The sequence below is a fragment of the Endozoicomonas sp. 2B-B genome (genome assembly GCF_053470045.1).
The window spans coordinates 2,231,888-2,252,517 of sequence record NZ_JBLZMU010000001.1 but is presented as its reverse complement, the minus strand read 5'-3'; the positions used below and the strand labels follow the sequence as shown (position 1 = coordinate 2,252,517).

Genomic DNA, 20,630 nt, shown 5'->3' with positions numbered 1-20,630 from the left:
AGAACACCGACTGGAGCCAGATTACATGAATATTAAAGAGGGCATTTCCCGCGCTGTCAGCCATCTTGACCTGAGCCGTGACGAGATGATGAGCATCATGCGCGACATCATGACAGGCCAGTGCACCAATACCCAGATCGGCTCATTCCTGACCGCCATGCGCATGAAAAGCGAAAGCATTGAAGAAATTACCGGGGCTACCCAGGTACTCAGAGAAATGGTTACTGCGGTTGAAGTTAACGCTGACCACCTGGTGGATATTGTCGGCACCGGTGGAGATGGTGCACACCTGTTCAATGTATCAACAGCTTCCTCGTTTGTCGCCGCCGCCGCCGGTGCCTCTGTTGCCAAGCACGGCAACCGGGGAGTATCCAGTTCCAGCGGCAGTGCTGACCTGCTGGAAAGAGCAGGCATTCAGTTGGACATCAGTCCTGAACAGGTAGCACGCTGTATTGAACATGTGGGCGTAGGCTTCATGTTTGCTCCGGCTCACCACTCCGCCATGAAAAACGTTGTCGGTGTCCGCAGAGAGCTTGGCATAAGAACCTTCTTCAACATCCTGGGACCTATGTCCAACCCCGCCAGTGTAAAAAACCTTGTCATCGGTGTGTTTACCCGTGAACTCTGCCGCCCTATGGCCGAGGTTCTGCGCGAGCTGGGCAACAAGCACATCATGGTCGTACACTCTATGGATGGTCTGGACGAAATCAGTATCGCCAGCGAAACTTTTATAGCTGAGCTGAAAGATGGCGAAATTCATGAATACGTGATCAAGCCAGAGAACTTTGGCATTGAATCCCGGAGCCTGATCGGGTTGAGTGTAGAAGGTTCCGGGGACTCACTGGCGCTAATCAGGGACGCCCTGGGTAAACGGGAAGGCGAATACGCCAGCAAAGCGGCAGACATGATCGCGCTGAACGCTGGTGCGGCCATTTATGTTTCCGGTGTCGCCACCAGTCTGCAGGAAGGGATAGCCATGGCACAGGATGCTATTGCCAGCGGGCTGGGCCTGGAAAAAATGCGTGAGCTGGCCAGCTTCACACAAGTGATTGCGGAGGGGTAACAATGTCTATGCCAACCATCCTCAACACAATTGTTGAGAGAAAACGTGAAGAAGTCGCAGAGCGTCAGGCAACACTGTCCATGCAGGAGGTTATTACCAGAGCCCGTCACACTGAAGAGTCCCGTGGCTTTGCCAAAAGCCTGGAAGCCCGGACAGAAGCCCGGCAGGCATCGATCATTGCCGAAATCAAAAAAGCGTCTCCCAGCAAGGGGGTGATTCGCGAAAATTTTGATCCGGCCAGCATTGCCCGGAGCTATGAAAAAGCGGGCGCCAGCTGCCTGTCCGTATTGACTGACAGGGACTTTTTCCAGGGTGCTGAAAGCTACCTTCAGGAAGCCCGCTCAGCCTGTGCCCTGCCAGTTTTGCGCAAAGACTTTATGATCGATCCATGGCAGATTTATGAATCCCGCATGATTGGTGCAGACTGCATCCTGCTGATCGCTGCCTGTCTCACAGACGGTGAACTTCAGGAGTTCAGCAGTACTGCCCTGGACCTGGGGATGGATGTTCTGGTAGAGGTCCATGGTGCCGATGAGCTGGAACGTGCTTTACCTCTGGAAGGTACATTGCTGGGCATCAATAACCGAAACCTGCATACTTTTGAAGTCACATTGGACAATACGTTCTCTCTGCTTACTGAGATTCCGGAAGGCAGAAAAGTGATTACAGAAAGCGGCATCCATACAACAGAAGACGTGGATAGTATGTTTTCGAAGGGTGTAAACAGCTTCCTGGTCGGTGAAGCATTTATGCGTCAGGAAGATCCGGGTGACGGGTTGAAAAAACTGTTTAGTCAATACCTTTAACGCCTTAGATTGAGGACCAGCAGCCAAGATCAAACTGTTTTCTACCCAGGCATCAGAGGCTGTCGCAATACTGCCTCCAGCCCCCAAGAGCCTGTCGGACTTAAGACTGTCCTACACGGCAACTGCTCCTGCGTTGCTCTAGCTCCTGCATCCATGCAGTCGTGCGGTTGCGATAAATTGGTCTAAAAATCCTTGTTTCTTCGTCAAATAGCTCGCTATTCCCCTCAGAAACAGAAATTTTTATCCTCAATTTCTTGCAATCCTCGCTACGGACGCTTAAGTCCGACAGGCTCCTGGCCCGGGTTTCGTCTGCTCAAGCAGAAGCTCTCAATGCCCAACGGATAACTACTTGATGACCCCGCAGGCAATCCTTGAATCGGCGCCTTCTGGCGTGTTATTGCCAATGACAGCAGTGCCGGAGTGGATAACCAGCGAGCGCTCTTTCAGATCAGTCAGTTTCAAATTCTTGGCAACCACCGGAACTGTGGCGAAGCCCTTGTCGTCTACATCAAGCATGGGCAGATCATCAAGAGCACCTCCGGCTGCCAGGGCCGCCTGCATCACGTCATTTTTGGAGCCCGGTTCGCAGCTGGGGTTTTCATGAACACGGAAACCATGCTCTCCGGGCGGCAGGTCATAAAGATTGGGTGTCAACTGCACCCCTCCTCCGGAGGCTTCAGAAACAGTCACTGTTCCCAGTTCTGCTCCTACACCGGAAGGAGAAACCTGATTCACCATGACCGTATAGCTTTCATTGGAGGTACAGGCAGAAAGCGTAGCTGCCACGACTACTACACCCGATAGCGCACTGACTTTATTGAACATGATTGCCAACTCCAGGAGAAATGGGATTGTAAAACAGCAATATAGCCATGCTTATTCGGGTTTACTTAATACAGTGCCTTAAAAAACAGGCTTTTTATGGTTTTATTCCAAAAAAACTCATTGACATTCCCGACCGTTATTATGTTGCTTCCGACTCACCAGCATCACGTTTCTTATCAGCCAGAGCCGTTATGGCTCCTGCTCACAGAGCGTACATTAACAGGATGGTTAGCCTGACATCCTGCTGCTGAGGTAAGATAGCGGCTTGATACCCATTGGATTTGGATAAAAGACGATGGGGATATTTTTCTGGCTGCTCTTATGAAGCCTCCATCCCAAGCTCCCGACCTTCACAGCTTGTGGGTTTGAGACTGAGAGCCCTCTTCAAGAAAGGAAAGACGCTGTAATGAAAGCACAAGTCAAATGGGTGGATCAGGAACGTTTTCTGGGACTGACTGACAGTAATAACTCCGTTGTCATGGACGCAGATAGAGCGGTTAAATCCGCACCCAGCCCAATGGAACTGATCCTGATGGGCCTGGGTGGCTGCTCATCTGTTGATGTGATCGGTATTCTGAAAAAAGCTCGCCAGAAGGTCGTTGACTGCCACGTCGATATTCAGGCTGAACGTGCCGATGCAGTACCTGCTGTGTTTACCAAAATTCACCTCAACTTTGTCGTTAAAGGCACTGCAGTAAAAGAATCCCATGTTGAGCGTGCAATAGAACTGTCTGCAGATAAGTATTGCTCGGTTGCCAAGATGCTGGGTAAGGGTGATGTAGAAATCACCCACAGCTTTGAGATTATTGAAGCCTGAGTCACAGGCATGGCTCGTCAGCCCGGAGGCCAGCTCATCTGACGACCACCAATCAGGTGGAGATGAATGTGGTAAACCGACTGACAGCCATGACTATTACAGTTCATCACCGTTCTGTAGCCGTCTTCGGCAAAACCTTCATCTTTAGCGATCTGGCTGGCCACCAGCGCCATATTCCCCAAAACTGCCTGATCTTCCGGAGTGGCATCGTTAAGTGTTGCGATATGCTTCCTGGGAATGACCTGAACATGAACGGGGCCCTGGGGATTGATATCCCTGAACGCAAGAACATCGTCGTCTTCGTAGACCTTGTCGACGGGGATCTCCCCTTCGACTATCTTGCAGAAAAGACAGCTCATTAATTGACCTCCGGGCCTTTGAGTCGAAAAACTGAATTAAGCCTATCATCAGATTCCTTAGCCCGAAAGGCTCCTGTTGCACTACTCAATCCTGTCTTCCCAAAGCAGCGTCGATCCTACGACAGCAGCTGGCATGACCAGCAAGTTGACAAAAGGAATCAGCATAACCAGAGTGACGGCTGTACCAAAACCCCAGACGTAATTTCGATCCTGCTTCAGACGTTCCAGCATATCATTAAACGACACCCCCCTGTTGTCCGCAGCATAGTCACAGTATTGGATCGACATCATCCAGCTGTTGAACAGAAACCAGAGCACAGGGGTGACGAGGTTCACCACGGGAATAAAGGATAAAATTAACAGAACCACAGCCTTGGGCAGGTAGTAGATGAGTTTTCTGACCTCCCGGCCTACGGCTCTGGGTAACAGGGTCAGCCAGTCTTTCAACTCGTATTCCGGCAGGTCTGACTTGCCATGAAGGTTCTGAACTTTTTCGGCAAGAAGCCCATTGAAGGGTGCCGCGATAAAATTCCCGACGATGGTAAAAGTAAAAAAGACCACTCCCAGCATGGCCAGGAATAACAGGGGCCAGAGCAGGAATTCAAGGAAAGACAGCCAGTCAGGCAACCAGTTAAGCAGCTGCTCCATCAGCACGCTCATTTGCTGAAGACCGAAATAGATCAGGAATCCAAACACCAGAATATTAACGGTCAGGGGAATCAACACAAACAGGCGGATGGCCGGATCGGGAAGATAGGATAGACCCTTGAGGAAATAACCGGGTCCACTTCCCGGTGCAGGCGATGGCATAGCAGAGTTCCTTTTATTGATGTTACACAACTGCTGACAATTGGCAGTGAAGTTGATGACGAACAAAGGCCAATCGCTGAAGAGATTCTGGTTCTCGTCAGCACAAGCCGTTATTATTCACACAGTTTAACGAATTATGAATCCTTTACCGTCAGAGATTTTCTTTGTCTCTGACAGTCATTCCTGAACGAGGAGTAAAATGTGAGTGAAGCCAAGCACGTCCAGCTGCTGATTCTGGGTTCCGGTCCTGCAGGATATACAGCTGCGGTTTACGCTGCCAGGGCAAACCTGAAGCCGGTTATGATCACTGGTATGCAACAGGGCGGGCAGTTGACAACCACTACCGACGTGGACAACTGGCCAGGAGGCCCCGAAGGTCTTCAGGGACCCGGCCTGATGGAAGATATGCGCATCCATGCAGAACGCTTTGGTACCGAAATCATCTTTGATCATATCGAAGAAGTCGATCTGAGCAAGAAGCCATACACCCTGAAAGGTAGCGATACCTACACCTGTGATTCCCTGATTATCAGCACGGGTGCCAGCGCCCGCTACTTGGGCCTGGACAGTGAAGAAGCCTTCAAGGGCAGAGGGGTTTCTGCCTGTGCCACCTGTGATGGATTCTTCTACAAAAACAAGGACGTCGTGGTAGTGGGTGGCGGTAATACTGCTGTCGAGGAGGCCCTCTATCTTTCCAACATTGCAAAGAAAGTGACACTCATTCACCGTCGCAAGGGTTTCCGTGCAGAAAAAATTCTGCAGGACAAGATGATCGACCGGGTAGAAAACGGCAACATGGAGCTGGCCCTTGATGCCACATTGGATGAGGTACTGGGAGATAGCATGGGCGTGACAGGCGTTCGCATCAAGGATGTGAATACTGGCGAGACCCGCGAAATCAACGCTGAAGGCTGCTTCATTGCCATCGGCCATACACCGAATACCGGTATTTTTGAAGGCCAGCTGGAAATGAAAGACGGCTACATTAAAGTCAACAGTGGTTCAGAAGGCAACGCAACACTGACTTCCAAAGAAGGCGTATTCGCTGCGGGTGACGTTATGGATCACGTTTACCGTCAGGCTATTACCTCTGCCGGCACTGGCTGTATGGCTGCCCTGGATGCTGAAAAATACCTTGACTCTCTGTCCTGATCACAGTGCCCCGCCATTGAGGCTGTCGTAAAGCTCTGCCGTACTCTCAGGCCGTTTGGGTCGCGGCCCGGGAGCGGAGGGTGGAGTCTTGCGTCGGCTTCTGTTGTCGGCTTGCAGGCTTAAGAGAGATCAGGAGGTTTTCTGGCTACTCACCGCCTCTTGAGCTTCAGTTGTTACCATGAAGTCTTCAGACAAGGTGCCTTTCTCATCCGGAGCTGTCGTCTTGGGTGCATAGTCCAGAGGCTGCTCCAAAGGCTTCGCACGTTCGCTATGACGCTTGGGAATCTGACCCGACGACAGAGCTGTGCTGCTGATCAGAGAATCACTGAGCTTGTTCTTGACTCTGTCATCGTTACACAGTGAATCGGCTCCGTTAGCCATATGCTCATAGACATCTTTATAGCTGTCCGTCAGCTTGTTGATCAGGTGAGCCGTTGTGTTGAAATGATCGGCTACGTTATCCTGATACTGCTTGAAATCAGCTTCCAGTTCGATCAGCTGAGCTTCCATTTTGCCTCGATCCGAACGGGGGCCTGCCAACAGATGATACAAAAGTGCGCCACCGGTCATACCCGCCAGAAATGCCAAACTGCCTAAAAACCAAAGTACATTCACATTTTCCACAGCATCGCCTCATTGGGTGGAACATTTCACGTCCTTTATTGCTGTCAAAGTTATAATCTTTTATGCGCAAAGTATAGAGCGGTTGTGTAACATCGGGATGCCAAAACATACCTTGTCCTGCTGAAGCCGGAAGGATACATTGTGCTCCGTTATTCCAGACTGCGGTAATGATGGCAGCTCGACTTATGCCTGCCGATACAGGAATGGGCCGGAACTGTTTCAACAACCCTGGATATGACACCCGTAAACAACGGACCTGGTGAAATAACAACTGTATGACTAGCATGACCCCGGAATCTCGTTACCAGCAGGACTTAAAGAAAGACAGCTTCAGCTATGACCCGGCTCAGGAAGCAGCGGTTCAGCATCTCCAGCGTCTTTTTGATCAGCTGACCGCTGAAGCTCCCCGCAACTCCCTGCTCAGGCGCATCAACCCTTTTGCCGGCAAAGAATTCCATACTGTTCGTGGACTCTACTTCTGGGGAGGCGTTGGCCGGGGCAAAACCTATCTGATGGACACCTTTTATGACTGCCTCCCGTTCTCCGAGAAAAAACGCATGCACTTTCACCACTTCATGCGCTGGGTTCACGGTGAACTGAAAAAGCTGTCCGGAGAAAAAAACCCCCTGGATAAAGTGGCAGAAATACTGGCTGCCGAAACACGGGTCATCTGCTTTGACGAGTTCTTTGTCTCAGACATCACCGACGCTATGCTTCTGGGTGGACTCTTTGAGCAACTTTTTCAAAGGGGCATTACACTGGTGGCCACTTCCAACGTGGTACCCGATCAACTCTATAAAGACGGCTTACAAAGAGCCCGATTCCTGCCAGCCATTGACCAGATAAAAGAGCATACCCTGGTGATCAACGTTGATGGTGGCACCGACTATCGCCTGCGCCTGCTGGAAAAGGCAGACACTTACTTCAGCCCTCTGGGAGCGGAAGCTGATCTGCACTTGCAGAAAACATTCGATGACCTTGCACCAGACATCAGCCACTGCAGGGAAGCCGACGTCATTGAGATAGCGGGCCGAGCCATCAACAGCGAACGCACCTGCGAAGACATAGGCTGGTTTAGTTTCGGGGCACTCTGTGACGGTCCAAGAAGCCAGAACGACTACATAGAGCTGGCCTGCCTTTACCAAACCGTCATTCTCGAAAATGTACCCCAGATGGGCGAGAAGAAAGACGATCAGGCCAGACGTTTCATCAATCTGGTGGACGAATTCTATGACCGCAACGTCAAGCTCATTCTGACCGCTGCAACGCCCTTGCCTGAACTCTATACCTCCGGCAGGCTGAACTTTGAATTCCAGCGCACCATCAGTCGTCTGCAAGAGATGCAATCCAGAGAATACCTGTCGCAACCGCACGACCCGATTTTGTCATAAAACAGAGTATTGGGCTCAAACGAGCATGCCCCCGAGCCATGCATTTTGAGCCTGAAACCAGTCCGGGCATAGCTGTCATGCATAACTGAATTTCCTGACTATACTCCCCTCCCGGAAAGACATCGAAAAGCCACTGAGGCAACAGATAGCAAGCTGCCATCTATGTTGTCTTCTGTCTGGTTTTGAATGCGATCAGGACAGCCATAACGTGAAGGAATGTATTAATTTAATACGCTACAACAATGCATCAGATGTCTTTCTTACACATACACCATGCAAGCTTTTTATTAGCGCCACGACCTGTTCCCGGAAAAGCAACGTGAGATTTGCGAGAGCATTGATTGCTGATTACCGGGTGGAGGTTTGATTTATTTTTTGTCAGGGGAAGAAATGTTGTGAGTGAATTATCTACAACCCGGTCTATCGATGGCAAATCGGCAACCGGGGCAAGGTCGCCTTTTGTCCCAAAAGAATTAATGATTCCCTTTGTATTGCTGGTCAGTTGTTTTGCCTTATGGGGGCTGGCACATAACATGACCGATGTTCTCATCGCCCAGTTCCGTAAGGTCTTCACCTTAAGCGATGCTCAATCCAGCCTGGTGCAGACCGCCTTCTACGGTGCTTACTTTTGCCTGGCCCTTCCTGCCGCCATCTACATAAAAAAGTTTTCTTACAAATCCGGTGTGCTGCTTGGAATGGGTCTGTTTGCATTTGGCGCCTTGCTGTTTTACCCAGCCAGCCAGACTATGCAATATTCCCACTTTCTGGCAGCCCTGTTTGTACTGGCTGGCGGACTTTCCATTCTGGAGACCAGTGCCAACCCTTACATTATTGCCATGGGGCCACAAGAGACCGCTACCCAGAGATTGAACCTCGCCCAGTCCTTCAACCCTTTAGGTTCAATTGTCGGGGTCCTGATCGGGAAATTCTATATCCTGAGCCAGCTCAACCCGGCTTCAGTCGCAGAGCGGGTAGCAATGCCGGTTGCCCAGCTGGAGGCCATCCAGTCCCGGGAATTAATGGCTGTTATGGAGCCATACATAGTGACGGCTGCCATCATTCTGGGAGGCTGTCTGTCTATAGCGCTCTGTAAAATGCCAAAAGCGGCAGATGCTTGCGAAGCATACAGCTATTCAAAATCCTTTAGCCGTCTCTTCAAAAAGAAAATATTTATCCGTGGAGTACTGGGGCAGTTTCTTTACATGGGGGCGCAAATTGGCTGCTGGTCATGGACAATTCGTTATGTCATGAATAATGTCGGAGGCACCGAGGCAGAAGCATCAACCTATTACCTCTATTCAATCCTGTTATTCAGTGGCAGTCGCTTCCTTTGTACCTCTCTGATGCGCTATATCGAACCTGCCAATTTACTGGGGGGGCTTGCCACTGTTGCGGCAGTTATGACTATCGTTGTAATGATGAGCGCTGGCTATGCTGGCATTTACGCTCTGGTGGTGATCTCCGGATGCATGTCACTGATGTTTCCTACCATTTACGGCCTCTCTGTAGCTGGGCTGGGTAAGGACACTCAGCTAGGTGGCAGCTGCCTGATTATGGCCATTCTTGGTGGCGCGGTGCTCACCGCGATAATGGGGCGGATTTCAGATATGGCGGGGATTGGCTGGGCCTTTATTATTCCGCTGATCGGATTTACTTACCTCACATGGTTTGGTCTCAAAGGGAGCAAAGCCTGATTTCATGGTGAAAAGTTTCTGGCAGGTTGCAATGGCTGCACCTGCCAGTTTGCTGAAGCTTAGCTCAGAGTGACTCTTCGATCCCATATGGTTTTTGCAAAAGGTTCATAAATCAGACAGCGAATATACCTCACAGAACTCCGTACTTGCTTTACCCGTTTGAGCGGATAAAAGCAGTAGCCTTCAGTACGCTCTCTTTTCAAAACAACCCGGGTCGTGGATGGAATGTGCCAGTACATGAATCGTTGTCTGACAATATTCATGGAAGAATCTCCTGAGAGAGAGAAGGCGTCCCTTCCAATGCAACAGGCATTCCGTGTTCTGCGTTTGAAAGAAACATTAGTCCTCTTCTCCCTATTGGGAAAGTTCCTGACAAAATGCTCCCGAATTATTTACTTTTTCGGTGCTCTCGAATCTTCGAGTAGAGCTTACAAGGCAGTCAAAAGGTATCTCATAATATTTCCAAGTGACTTATTTAATCGACAGACACTAGTCTGAACTATCGCAGGTAACGGTCAATTATATTCTGAATCTCACTGACTTGAATATCTGACTGCTCCGTTTTGCTATAGAGGGTTACCAAAATAATATCTTTTTGGGCTTTCAGATAGTAAATGACTCGATAACCACCGCTTTTGCCTCGCTTCGTATCCTTGTTTCTTATCCTGACTTTATACAAAACGGCTCCGGACACCTGAAGTCTGTCGCCGGGTGTTTGACCCGCTGCCAACTTATGAAGAAGCGGTTCCAGGTCTTCTCGAAGACTGCGGTATTTTTTTAATAACCTGCTCAGTGAGCGTTTGAATTCTGGTGTGTATTGGAGCTTTATCAATGCTCAAGACCTTGCCACAGGTCCTCTATGGGCTTGAGGTCGTTTTCAGTTATTTCTTTCCAGCCTTTTTCAAACGAATTTTCTGCACTATCGAAGGCAACACTCTCACGAAAACTATGAACAATAGTCAACAGTGCCGGCAGGAATTCAGGAGGTACTTGCTTTATCTCACTCAGCAACCTCTTTTGCACATTTGTTTCATTTTTACTTTCTTTCATGGTCGACCAACTCGGTGATAAAAATGGAAGAATCTCCTGAGAGAGGTGGCGTCCCTTCCGACACTGTAGGCAATCCATGCTCTGCACTTGAGAGAAACATTAGCCCTCTCCCTCTTAAGGAAGTTCCCTACAAAAATACACCAGAATTACTTACTTTTCCGGTGCTCTCGAATCTGGTCGTAAGCCGCCTGGATTTCCTGGGTTTTCTGCTTGGCAACTTCCATCATCTCTTCGGGCAGACCTTTGGCCACCAGCTTGTCTGGATGGTGCTGACTCATCAGCTTGCGGTAGGCTCTTTTCACTTCACTGTCTGTCGCAGAAGACTCAACCCCCAGCACTTCATAAGCTTTGGAGAGACTTTTCCCACTGTCTGGACGTGCCCAGCCGCCACCCTGATGCCCCCCGGCATGATAATAAGCTCTCTGAGCCTGAAACCTTTTGTGAAGCAACTCAAAACTGATCTTGCTGACACCCAGTTGATCACATACCTGTTTGAAAACAACCCGCTCAGCCTGAGTCAGGCTGCCATCAGCGTATGCAGCCTGCAGCTGAATTTCAAGAAACAGGGGAAGCAGGGTACTTGAACCTGCGACTTTGCGAAACTCAGCCAGGGCGGCACTGATATCTGCCGAAGGCTGCTTACCCTGGTTAAAAAGATTGATTGCAGCCTCACGCTGATCCGGTGAGAGACGCATCTGATTCATAATGGCCGATGCCATTTCAATCTCATGCTCACTGACTCTACCGTCAGCCTTGGCCAACTTGCCCATCACCAGAAAAGTGGCCTGAAAAAACGCACTCTGGGCGCGCTGACGATTAAAATGCCCCCCGGGACCGCCACCGTGGCGTTGATTGGGATTAATATAATTACGGTTCAACCAGGCGCCCACCAAGCCACCCAAAAACGCCCCGAAAGGTCCTCCAAACACAAAACCGATGAATACACCGATCAGAATTGCCGTCATGTTGCCCTGCTCTGATTTAAATGTCCTTCCAGACTCTGCAAGCGTTCCACTGTGCCGACATCAGTCCAGAGTCCGTGATAATGTTCTCCCGCCACTTTGCCCGAGGCCATTGCATCAATCAACAGGGGTGCGAGTTTAAAGACGCCGGATTTACAATGTGCAAAGAGTTCGGGTGACAATACACTCAGCCCACTGAAAGTCAGCTTGTTCTTACCATCCTTATGAACCCGTCCAAGACTGTCCAGGGCAAAATCACCGACTTTCTTGAAGTCAGGATTATCCACCAACACCAGGTGAGCTAAGTCCTTGGGTGTATCTGGTAAAGACTGGAAATCAAAGTCAGTATAAACATCGCCATTGACCAGCAGGAAAGGATCATCCCCCAGCAGCGGCAACGCCTTGAACACGCCACCACCTGTTTCCAGAGGCTCAGACTCCGCTGAATATTCAATATTCAAGCCCCATTGGCTGCCTTTGCCCAAAGCCGCAACCAGTTTTTCTCCCAGCCAGGCATGATTGATTACTATGTCTGTGAAGCCAGTCTCCGAGAGCTTTTCCAGATGATGTACTATCAGTGGTTTACCTGCCACTTCCACCAGTGGCTTGGGTTTTTCCAAAGTCAGTGGCCTGAGTCTTTTTCCCAGGCCGGCAGCCAGAATCATTGCTTTCACTGTTCAGTCTCTTTCCGTGTAGCTGTAATACAATCTTTAAGAATCGGTGCCACAGACTGCTTGAGCCATTTGGCATGAAAATCCAGCTCCTGATAACGTTCACAAACATCCATGACATAAGCAAAGGTCATTGGTATCTCTGGCAGGTACTGAGGCTTGTTATCCCGGAACCAGAGTCGGGAGAATATTCCGAGACACTTGAGGTGTCGCTGCAATCCAATCCAGTCAAACCATTTAAGGCTGGTTTCAAAATTCACATCTTTCAACTGAGGGTGAGACTTGATAAACATCTTTAACCAACTCTCCACCTTGTCTCTGGGCCAGCTGATATAACAATCTTTCAGCAAAGAAACAGCGTCATACAACACGGGACCATGAAGGGCTCCCTGAAAATCAATGACCCCCAGGTTCCCTTGCGAGAGCACCATCAGGTTTCTGGAATGAAAGTCACGGTGAACGACCCCTTTGGGTTGTTGCAAAGCTGTCTCGGTAAGCAGTTCAAACAGCTGGTTGAGTTGCCTGCCGGTAGTGCCTTCAATATCCAACCCCAGCAATTCTTTCAGAAACCATTGGGGATAGATTTCCAGCTCTGTCATCAACAGTTCACGGCTATAAGGGGGGAGTGTGTCAGGCTTACAGGTCTGGATTTGCAAAATAATATCCAGCGCTTTTCCATAAAACTCGTCAGCACTGCTATCATTGAGGGCCTGAAGCAACAGGGTGTCGCCAAAGTCATCCACCAGCATAAAGCCTGACTGATAATCAACCGAGTGTACATCTGGCACAGAGACTCCCTGAGCCTTGAGCAAACCCGCAACGGCAACAAAAGCACGGGAGTCTTCAGTCTCTGGTGGAGCGTCTACTGCCAGCAATGAGCCTTCAGGGAGTTGCAATCGATAATAATTTCTGAAGCCGGCATCACCACCCACAGGAATCATTTGGGCAGCCCGGTCGAGTGTAGCCTGGACCGGCGTTAAAGCCTTGTACGCCCAATGCTTTAATTGCTGCAGACGATCGTTTGGAGAGGGTGTCACTTGCTTTACATGTCCTGTGTTGATTGAGAGGCCACCTACAGATTCAGAGGCTCCATTGCTTATGCCTCTTTTACTCTTGAATGTCTATGCAATATTCGGACTGAACAACTGAAGGTTTAACATCAAGGTGTTGAAATGTATTGCACTGAAAGACAGAGTAACACAGACTAGTAACAGTGATATAACTGACCCTACTGATTGTTTACTGCATGAGCAATCGGGCTCAGTCATAAATTGTCAACAAGCCATGGAATGCAAAGTCTTCGGGCAAAATCACTGTCCGCCTGAAACAATCAGCCGGACAATAGCTCATGGTAAAAAGCAGATGTTCGCTCTACGATTTCCAGAGGTCTGCCAGCAATTGACAGAGACTGACCTGAACTTTCATGTTTTCAGAACAGCTGGCGATCATGATAACCACACACAAGACCCGAAACACTGCTTTACAGATGCCCTTATTGATAGGAAATGCTGCTTCCGGCAGCAGGTTGAGTAACAAGGTTCTCTGTACGCATGACAGAGCAGATTTAAACCGCCATCAACCATGGCACGCCGTTTTGTCACGCTCCGACATAAACCGGAGTTGTGCAAAAAACCTTCAAACCATGGTAACAAGAACGGCACGGGAAAGTTGAGCTCATGGAGAAATACCCTCTACCTTTCAAACCGGCAACATTAACTCTGGCGATTGCTTCCGTGCTGCTTGCCAGCCAACCGACTGTCAGGGTTTATGCCGAATCCACACTATCAGCAGATGATCATTGGAGCTGTAAAGCCAGCCCGGATGGGTCCGGCTGGCACTGTTCTGCCGAGCCGATGGAGCCTGGTGTTATGAATCGGGCGTCTCGCCCCATTGCGCCGGCTGTGACCCAATCCGCTCGAAAGAAAGCCAGCAGTGAAACAGCGACTGTCGTAACCGGCAACAGCCGCGCCAACCTCAGGGAAACGCTAGACTGGGTGCCTGAATCCCAGCTCAGCGAGAATGAACGAAAAGCATTGGATCAGGCAACGCCCTGGTGCACAGGTGACTATTCAGAGCCTGCCCGTCCTGGTAAAAACTTCACGGGCAACTCTGATACAGCACCCATCATTGCCGAATCAGATGAATCCTCTTTTGGTCAAAATGACATAGGAACTCTTACCGGCAACGTCTCTATCAGACAGGGCAATCGTCAGATCCAGAGTGATACGGCCAGAATGAATCGCGCTACCAACTATGCCGAGTTCGAAGGCAACGTGGTCTACCGTGAGCCTGGCACCCTGCTGGTAGGTGATTACGCTGATATGCTGCTCGATAGTGGCCGGGCTACCATCAGGAATGCCAGTTACGCCATGCATGGAGCCCATGCCAGAGGGAACTCCGAACAAATCATTCGCAACGAAGACTCTACACTGGTGCTCGAAGATGCCTCTTACACCACCTGCCGCCCCGGTGATGAAAGCTGGCTGCTAACTGGCAGTAATGTCACTCTTGACCCCAATACCGGTTTTGGTTCAGCGCGAAATGCTGTTATTCGGGTCGAAGGGCTACCCATTTTCTATGCCCCCTACATGTACTTCCCCATTGATGATCGTCGTCAATCCGGCTTTCTGTACCCGACAATAGGCTCAGACAGTGAAAACGGCATCGACTTTACCCTGCCCTATTACTGGAATATTGCCCCGAATTACGATGCCACCATCACGCCTCGCATTTTGTCCAGGCGTGGCCTGCTGCTGGAAAACCAATTCCGCTATATGAATGCAAGCGGAGAAGGTGAAGCAGGTATTGCCGGGCTAACCAGTAAGGACAAGCTGGAAAAAGAAAACCCCTATTACGATCAGGAACGCTGGCTGGCCAATGTGCGTTATAAACAGCGTTTTTCTGAACGTTGGACGGCAGAGCTCGACTATGCCGACGCCAGTGACAAAAATTATATTGAAGACTTTGGTACCAATCTAAACCTGTCCAGTTCTGGTCCGTTGAATCAGAAGATAGGCACCCAATACCTGGGCGGCAGTACTTACAATAACTGGACCTTCAGTCTCAATGCTCACCAGTTCAAGAACATGAGTCAGACGGCTGATGACCCCTATAACAAACTTCCACAGCTGGTCTTCAGTGGTAACTGGCAAGCAGGAGAAACATTGCAGGTCAATTACCTGGCGGATTACACCCAGTTCAGTCGGGATAAAGACTGGCGCTTCGTCAGAGAGATTCAGCATCCGGACTTTGGTGATCCGGATATCAGAGAAAGTGTTTACGACGAAGGCTACGGTATCAAAAAAGCCGAAGGGGGTCGGGCCTTCGGTCAGGCAGGTGTCAGCTACCCAATGAAGACCATTTGGGGCTTCCTGACACCTGAAGTAAAGGTTCGAAGTGTTAACTACAGCCTCAGCAATCTGGTGGCAAGTGAAGTGATCAACGACCTTCAGGGAGCCTATGGTCAATCTGTCATCGACCCGAATGATTTTACCAAATCTCCGAATACCACAGCGGCTTCCTTCAGCCTGGATAGTGGCCTCTACTTTGAGCGCTTTACCAACCTGTTCGGTACTGACTTCACAAACACTCTGGAGCCCAGGGCCAAGTACCTTTATGTGCCTTATGTCGAGAATCAGGAATACAACCCGATTTTCGACACCGCCGCCATGGGCTTCACCTACGGTTCTCTGTGGCTCGATAACCGCTTCAGTGGCTATGATCGTATTGGCGATGCCAACCAGCTCTCTCTGGGTGTTACCACCCGCCTGATTGAAGACGATGGTTTTGAACGGATGCGTTTTGGTATTGGCCAGATTGTCTATTTCCAGGATCGCAAAGTCTACATAGCCAACAATTTAGGCTACGAGAAAGTTCCGGCTGAGGACATTGATGAAAACTTTGTCGCCATGGATGAAAGACTCAAAAGTGAACTGACCGATCCAACCTCTCCCCTGGCATCGGAATTCATCTACAATTTCAATCGCACAATGAGTGTGAGACAGGATTTCTCCTGGAATACCAACGAAAATCGTCTGGACAACTATGGTCTCTACTATCGTTGGCAGCCTGAACAGCGCAAGACTCTGAACCTCGGTTTCCGTTTCAGGGATCAGGTTGATCGCTATGTTCAAGACAAAGATGGACAAAATATTCAGATCGGCACCGACCAGAATGGCAATCCAATCTTTGAAACTGCTGATAACAACGTGAAGCAGACCGACCTGTCCTTTGCCTGGCCGATCCCCGCAACCACTAGTTGGGTTGGTCTGGGTCGCTGGCAATATGATTTAACCAACAAAAGGAACCTGGAGAGTCTTGCGGGCGTCGAATACAACAGTTGCTGTTATCAGGTTCGATTTTTCTGGCGTTCATGGATCGAAACAGACGATAATATCGACCACCCTGATCCGAAGAGCGGTGTTTTCTTCCAGTTCATCTTGCGTGGACTGGGTAATATCACTGGCAGCTCCGGAACGGAATACTTGCAAGGTATCCAAGGTTACGAGATTCACGAGAAGTAATGATGACGGGATTGAAGAGTCTATTCTTTGCCGCCTGCTGCACCCTTGCAGTAGTCGGCGGTACGGCTAACGCCAAGTCGCTACCATTGGATCGCATTGTTGCCGTCGTCGACAAAGACGTGGTGATGGAAAGCGAGCTGAACAACCGTATCGAAGCTGTTCAGCGTCAGTTGAACAGTCGGGATATTCCCATGCCTCCTGACAACATCCTCAAGAAGCAGGTGCTCGACCAGCTGATTCTTGAAAACCTGCAACTGCAGATGGGTCAGCGCGGTGGAATCCGAATTGATGACTGGGCTTTGAATGACGCCATCAGTAAAATCGCCAAGCGAAACGGTATGTCTGTTGAAGCCTTCAAGAAAAATCTTGAATCAGGCGGCCTGTCTTACGCCGCTGCCCGGGAAGAAATTCGTCGCGAGATGATCATCAACCGGGTGCGTCAACGCCAGATTGCCGAGCGTATCCAGATCAGCGAGCAGGAAGTGGACAACTTCCTCAAGTCGCCGGAAGGACAGGCCAGCATGCAAGTTGAATATCGTCTGGGCCATATTCTCATTGCCACGCCAGACAATCCGACACCTGATCAGGTTCGGGAAGCTGAAAAGAAAGCCAACAATATTGCTATTCAGCTTGACAGGGGTGCCAACTTTTCCGAAATGGCGCTCAGCTACTCCGGCGGCCAGAACGCTTTAAATGGTGGCGATCTGGGCTGGCGCTCTGCTGATCAGCTGCCAACTCTTTTTGCTGAACAGGCGTTGAAGATGACAGACGGAGAAGTATCTGCACCAATTCGCAGCCCTGGTGGCTTTCATATCTTCAAACTGATCGACACTCGTGGTAACGAGAAGCATATGGAACATCAGATACACGTTCGTCATATTCTGATCAAGCCCAACGAAATTCGCAGCGATCTTGAAGCGCAGATGCTTGCCAAGAGCCTCTATGACCGAATTGAGAAAGGTGAAGATTTTTCTGAGCTGGCCAAGGCTTATTCTGACGACACTGGCTCAGCTCTCAATGGCGGAGACCTGAACTGGGTTTCTCCCAAGACTCTGGTTCCGGAATTCCAGAAAGCCATGAAAGAAACGCCTGAAAAAGTAGTCAGCGACCCCTTCAAGAGTTCATACGGCTGGCACGTTCTGCAGGTATTGGGTAAACGTAATTCAGACATCAGCGACAAGGTCCGCAGAAACAAAGTGCGTGAAATTCTGGGCAACCGCAAGTTTGAAGAAGAGCTTCAGGTGTGGCTACGTGAAATCAGAGATCAGAGCTACATAGACATACGACTCTGAGACATCCCGAGAAGAATAACGCCCCGGTTTTCCGGGGCGTTGTTTTTTTTGTAGACTCTCTTTTGTGGCACACACTCTATTTTTCATGGCTCATGGCTGACTTATGACACGCAACACACTGCCCAGACTGATCATTACCTCCGGCGAGCCTGCGGGCATCGGACCCGACCTCTGCCTGCAACTGGCTTACCAGAATTTGCCAGTGCAAACAGTGGTCGCTGCCGATCCTGAGCTTCTGGCGCAGCGTGCAGACACTCTGGGAATGGATATAACCTTTGAATTATTCAACCCTGATGAAAAAGAACCTGCCAGAGAAGGAACTCTTCTGGTTGCCCCTGTATCCCTGACCAAACCCTGCTCAGCCGGACAGCTGGATGAAGCCAACAGCCCCTACGTTCTGGAAATGCTGAGCTATGCCATTGAAGGCTGTCAAAACGGTTTGTTCGATGCCATGGTCACCGCTCCTGTCAGCAAGGAAGTGATCAATAACGCAGGTGTTCCTTTCAGTGGCCATACCGAATTTCTAGCCGAAAAAACCAACACTCAAAAAGTCGTTATGATGCTGGCAACCGAAGGCCTCAGGGTCGCTCTGGCCACCACCCACCTGCCACTTAAGGATGTCTCGTCTGCTATCACACAATCTTCTCTGGAAGAAGTCATCAGAATTCTTCACAGGGATATGCTGACAAAATTTACCATCGAGAACCCCAGAATTCTGGTCTGCGGTCTTAACCCTCACGCTGGAGAAGGGGGTCACCTTGGCATGGAAGAAATAGAAACCATTATTCCGGTACTGGATCAGTTAAACCATGAAGGTATGAATCTGATAGGTCCTCTGCCAGCCGACACGCTCTTTAACCCGAGATATCTTGAAAATGCTGACGCTGTTCTGGCGATGTACCATGATCAGGGTTTGCCGGTTCTGAAATACAAAGGCTTTGGTAATGCCGTCAATATTACCCTGGGGCTTCCCGTTATTCGTACCTCTGTCGATCACGGCACGGCTCTGGATCTGGCCGGGACTGGAAAAGCCGATTCGGGCAGCCTGTTTACCGCTATCCGCTATGCTCTCGATATGGTTCACTAGCAGCCTGTCGGACTTAAGCGTCCGTAGCGAGGATTGCAAGAAATTGAGGATAAAAATCTCTGTTTCTGAGGAGAATAGCGAGCTATTTGACGAAGAAACAGAGATTTTTAGACCAATTTATTGCAACCGCAGTAGGACAGTCTTAAGTCCGACAGGCTGCTAGGAGCCTGACCGAGAATAGCGCCCGTAGCGAGGACGGCAGAAAATTGAGGATGAAAATTCGGTTTTGTGAGGAGAATAGCGAGCTATTTGACGAACAAAAGCGGATTTTCAGACCAATTTGCTGCCGCCGCACGACTGCATGGATGCAGGAGCTAGAGCAACGCAGGAGCAGTTGCCGCGTAGGGCAGTCTGTTCTCGGTCAGGCTCCTAGCCAAATGGCTTATCTGCCGCTATTATAGCGCCCCCTCTGTTGCTGGTTTAGTTTGTCAAAAGCATGGCTGAAATTCCCTACCACAAGGCCCGTAAACGATTTGGTCAGAACTTTCTGCACGATCACGGTGTCATTCAACGGATTATCCGTTCCATACACCCAAAGGCGGGCGACCGAATTGTGGAAATTGGCCCAGGTCAGGGTGCACTGACCGAATTTCTGCTGGACGCTGCCGGGCAACTGGACGTGGTTGAACTGGACAGAGATCTGATCCCGACTCTGAAGCTCAGGTTTGGCCTGAATCCTGAGTTCAGAATTCACGAAGGAGACGCCCTAAAGTTTGATTTCTCCTCTCTCATTAAAGAGGGTCAAACACTTAGACTGGTAGGCAACCTGCCCTACAACATATCCACCCCCCTGATTTTCCACCTGCTTGAGTTCCAGGGGCTGATCAGCGATATGTACTTTATGTTGCAAAAAGAGGTTGTGGAAAGACTGGCAGCGCAGCCCGGTGAAAAGCACTATGGGCGTTTGGGCATCATGGCCCAGTACTACTGCAAGGTAGACAATCTGTTCGTTGTGGGCCCGGGCTGTTTCAAACCAGCCCCCAAAGTTGACTCAGCCATTGTACGACTTGAGCCTTATAATGAGTTACCTTGCCCGGCGGATGACGTAAACCTTTTGGAAAGGATTGTTCGGGAAGCTTTCCAGCAACGCCGTAAAACCATGCGAAACACTCTGAAAAAGCTGATCTCTGCCGACGCACTCACTGAACTGGGTATTGACCCAGCGAGTCGCCCTGAAACGGTGACGCTGCCCGAGTTTGTTGCCATCGCCAACTATCTGCATACATCTGCCATGAACGACTGAAACAATTGTTCATCACCCTCGGGGATGAACAATTTTTCACCGTGAGAAGCTGCTATTAAATGCTAAACAGCAAGACAGCTTGCATGCCCGCTGCTCACTGAGTTACTACTATTAGCAGGGAAATACAGTTTTCAGTAGTGTGGAGAAGAACCTCCATCCGGCCAACGAAGAAAAGGATATTTTTTCGAGTCGGTCAGAAGCTTATCCTGAAACAGACACCTGATCAGGAAAAGCCTTTGGGCATTTCCACCAGGCATTCCT

Annotated in this window: 19 protein-coding genes; 10 read left to right on the top strand and 9 right to left on the bottom strand. The window is 49.8% G+C overall.

Features of this window, described 5'->3' with window-relative positions:
- Positions 1-25: 25 nt before the first annotated feature.
- Entirely contained in the window at positions 26-1,063 is a 1,038-nt protein-coding gene (trpD, locus tag ACOMHB_RS09155) for an anthranilate phosphoribosyltransferase (protein WP_448216375.1), read from the top strand.
- Positions 1,064-1,065: 2 nt separating this feature from the next.
- Complete coding sequence (gene trpC / locus ACOMHB_RS09150; RefSeq protein WP_448216374.1) at positions 1,066-1,869, top strand: indole-3-glycerol phosphate synthase TrpC; 804 nt, start codon at positions 1,066-1,068, stop codon at positions 1,867-1,869.
- Positions 1,870-2,214: 345 nt separating this feature from the next.
- Here the strand turns inward: trpC and ACOMHB_RS09145 are convergent, their stop codons facing one another.
- Entirely contained in the window at positions 2,215-2,694 is a 480-nt protein-coding gene (locus ACOMHB_RS09145) for a superoxide dismutase family protein (RefSeq protein ID WP_448216373.1), read from the bottom strand.
- A 406-nt stretch (positions 2,695-3,100) separates the two neighbouring features.
- On the opposite strand from ACOMHB_RS09145, the gene ACOMHB_RS09140 reads away from it, so the two are divergent.
- Positions 3,101-3,511 (top strand): OsmC family protein, encoded by a 411-nt coding sequence (locus ACOMHB_RS09140; protein ID WP_448216372.1) that lies wholly within the window; start codon positions 3,101-3,103, stop codon positions 3,509-3,511.
- A 17-nt stretch (positions 3,512-3,528) separates the two neighbouring features.
- On the opposite strand, the gene ACOMHB_RS09135 is transcribed toward ACOMHB_RS09140, so the two are convergent.
- Together ACOMHB_RS09135 and cysZ are read right to left on the bottom strand one after the other, a co-directional pair.
- Positions 3,529-3,870: a histidine triad nucleotide-binding protein gene (locus tag ACOMHB_RS09135; protein WP_448216371.1), complete on the bottom strand. Its 342-nt coding sequence runs from the start codon at positions 3,868-3,870 to the stop codon at positions 3,529-3,531.
- Positions 3,871-3,951: 81 nt separating this feature from the next.
- Complete coding sequence (gene cysZ / locus ACOMHB_RS09130; protein ID WP_422132987.1) at positions 3,952-4,680, bottom strand: sulfate transporter CysZ; 729 nt, start codon at positions 4,678-4,680, stop codon at positions 3,952-3,954.
- Between the two features lie 201 nt (positions 4,681-4,881).
- Between cysZ and trxB the strand changes: the two genes are divergently transcribed.
- Positions 4,882-5,832, top strand: coding sequence for a thioredoxin-disulfide reductase (gene trxB / locus ACOMHB_RS09125; protein ID WP_422132986.1), 951 nt, complete (start codon positions 4,882-4,884; stop codon positions 5,830-5,832).
- Positions 5,833-5,961: 129 nt separating this feature from the next.
- Here trxB and ACOMHB_RS09120 read toward each other — a convergent pair whose 3' ends face one another.
- Complete coding sequence (locus tag ACOMHB_RS09120; protein WP_448216370.1) at positions 5,962-6,456, bottom strand: Z-ring associated ZapG family protein; 495 nt, start codon at positions 6,454-6,456, stop codon at positions 5,962-5,964.
- Positions 6,457-6,740: 284 nt separating this feature from the next.
- Between ACOMHB_RS09120 and zapE the strand changes: the two genes are divergently transcribed.
- Together zapE and fucP are read left to right on the top strand one after the other, a co-directional pair.
- Positions 6,741-7,847: a cell division protein ZapE gene (gene zapE, locus ACOMHB_RS09115; RefSeq protein ID WP_448218621.1), complete on the top strand. Its 1,107-nt coding sequence runs from the start codon at positions 6,741-6,743 to the stop codon at positions 7,845-7,847.
- 395 nt (positions 7,848-8,242) lie between these two features.
- Positions 8,243-9,541, top strand: a complete 1,299-nt coding sequence (gene fucP / locus ACOMHB_RS09110) for an L-fucose:H+ symporter permease (protein ID WP_448216369.1) — start codon at positions 8,243-8,245, stop codon at positions 9,539-9,541.
- 499 nt (positions 9,542-10,040) lie between these two features.
- On the opposite strand, the gene ACOMHB_RS09105 is transcribed toward fucP, so the two are convergent.
- The 5 genes from ACOMHB_RS09105 to ACOMHB_RS09085 form a co-directional block, all read right to left on the bottom strand.
- A complete protein-coding gene (locus tag ACOMHB_RS09105) occupies positions 10,041-10,373 on the bottom strand; it encodes a type II toxin-antitoxin system RelE/ParE family toxin (RefSeq protein WP_448216368.1) in 333 nt (110 codons plus the stop codon).
- On the bottom strand, positions 10,370-10,591 hold the full coding sequence (locus tag ACOMHB_RS09100; RefSeq protein ID WP_448216367.1) for a hypothetical protein: 222 nt from the start codon (positions 10,589-10,591) through the stop codon (positions 10,370-10,372). Before ACOMHB_RS09100 ends, ACOMHB_RS09105 begins: the two co-directional genes overlap by 4 nt.
- 146 nt (positions 10,592-10,737) lie before the next feature.
- Positions 10,738-11,556, bottom strand: a complete 819-nt coding sequence (gene djlA, locus ACOMHB_RS09095) for a co-chaperone DjlA (RefSeq protein WP_448216366.1) — start codon at positions 11,554-11,556, stop codon at positions 10,738-10,740.
- Entirely contained in the window at positions 11,553-12,218 is a 666-nt protein-coding gene (gene murU, locus ACOMHB_RS09090; RefSeq protein ID WP_448218620.1) for an N-acetylmuramate alpha-1-phosphate uridylyltransferase MurU, read from the bottom strand. Before murU ends, djlA begins: the two co-directional genes overlap by 4 nt.
- A gap of 5 nt (positions 12,219-12,223) precedes the next feature.
- Positions 12,224-13,261, bottom strand: a complete 1,038-nt coding sequence (locus tag ACOMHB_RS09085) for an aminoglycoside phosphotransferase family protein (protein WP_448216365.1) — start codon at positions 13,259-13,261, stop codon at positions 12,224-12,226.
- A gap of 639 nt (positions 13,262-13,900) precedes the next feature.
- Between ACOMHB_RS09085 and ACOMHB_RS09080 the strand changes: the two genes are divergently transcribed.
- The 4 genes from ACOMHB_RS09080 (at position 13,901) to rsmA (ending at position 20,369) form a co-directional block, all read left to right on the top strand.
- Complete coding sequence (locus ACOMHB_RS09080) at positions 13,901-16,747, top strand: LPS-assembly protein LptD (protein ID WP_448216364.1); 2,847 nt, start codon at positions 13,901-13,903, stop codon at positions 16,745-16,747.
- Entirely contained in the window at positions 16,747-18,039 is a 1,293-nt protein-coding gene (locus ACOMHB_RS09075) for a peptidylprolyl isomerase (RefSeq protein WP_422412617.1), read from the top strand. Before ACOMHB_RS09080 ends, ACOMHB_RS09075 begins: the two co-directional genes overlap by 1 nt.
- A gap of 103 nt (positions 18,040-18,142) precedes the next feature.
- Positions 18,143-19,126 carry a 4-hydroxythreonine-4-phosphate dehydrogenase PdxA gene (gene pdxA, locus ACOMHB_RS09070; protein ID WP_448216363.1) on the top strand — a complete coding sequence of 328 codons (984 nt, stop codon included), beginning with the start codon at positions 18,143-18,145 and terminating at the stop codon, positions 19,124-19,126.
- Between the two features lie 436 nt (positions 19,127-19,562).
- Entirely contained in the window at positions 19,563-20,369 is an 807-nt protein-coding gene (gene rsmA / locus ACOMHB_RS09065) for a 16S rRNA (adenine(1518)-N(6)/adenine(1519)-N(6))-dimethyltransferase RsmA (protein WP_422412621.1), read from the top strand.
- Positions 20,370-20,630: the final 261 nt, after the last annotated feature.

Bases quoted from the DNA above. Each gene is read 5' to 3' on its own strand.
- ACOMHB_RS09140 (WP_448216372.1), top strand. From the start codon at position 3,101: ATGAAAGCACAAGTCAAATGGGTGGATCAGGAACGTTTTCTGGGACTG.
- zapE (WP_448218621.1), top strand. From the start codon at position 6,741: ATGACCCCGGAATCTCGTTACCAGCAGGACTTAAAGAAAGACAGCTTC.
- ACOMHB_RS09100 (WP_448216367.1), bottom strand. From the start codon at position 10,591: ATGAAAGAAAGTAAAAATGAAACAAATGTGCAAAAGAGGTTGCTGAGT.
- trpC (WP_448216374.1), top strand. From the start codon at position 1,066: ATGTCTATGCCAACCATCCTCAACACAATTGTTGAGAGAAAACGTGAA.
- murU (WP_448218620.1), bottom strand. From the start codon at position 12,218: ATGATTCTGGCTGCCGGCCTGGGAAAAAGACTCAGGCCACTGACTTTG.
- ACOMHB_RS09075 (WP_422412617.1), top strand. From the start codon at position 16,747: ATGATGACGGGATTGAAGAGTCTATTCTTTGCCGCCTGCTGCACCCTT.
- pdxA (WP_448216363.1), top strand. From the start codon at position 18,143: ATGACACGCAACACACTGCCCAGACTGATCATTACCTCCGGCGAGCCT.
- rsmA (WP_422412621.1), top strand. From the start codon at position 19,563: ATGGCTGAAATTCCCTACCACAAGGCCCGTAAACGATTTGGTCAGAAC.
- cysZ (WP_422132987.1), bottom strand. From the start codon at position 4,680: ATGCCATCGCCTGCACCGGGAAGTGGACCCGGTTATTTCCTCAAGGGT.
- ACOMHB_RS09080 (WP_448216364.1), top strand. From the start codon at position 13,901: ATGGAGAAATACCCTCTACCTTTCAAACCGGCAACATTAACTCTGGCG.
- trpD (WP_448216375.1), top strand. From the start codon at position 26: ATGAATATTAAAGAGGGCATTTCCCGCGCTGTCAGCCATCTTGACCTG.
- ACOMHB_RS09135 (WP_448216371.1), bottom strand. From the start codon at position 3,870: ATGAGCTGTCTTTTCTGCAAGATAGTCGAAGGGGAGATCCCCGTCGAC.
- djlA (WP_448216366.1), bottom strand. From the start codon at position 11,556: ATGACGGCAATTCTGATCGGTGTATTCATCGGTTTTGTGTTTGGAGGA.
- ACOMHB_RS09145 (WP_448216373.1), bottom strand. From the start codon at position 2,694: ATGTTCAATAAAGTCAGTGCGCTATCGGGTGTAGTAGTCGTGGCAGCT.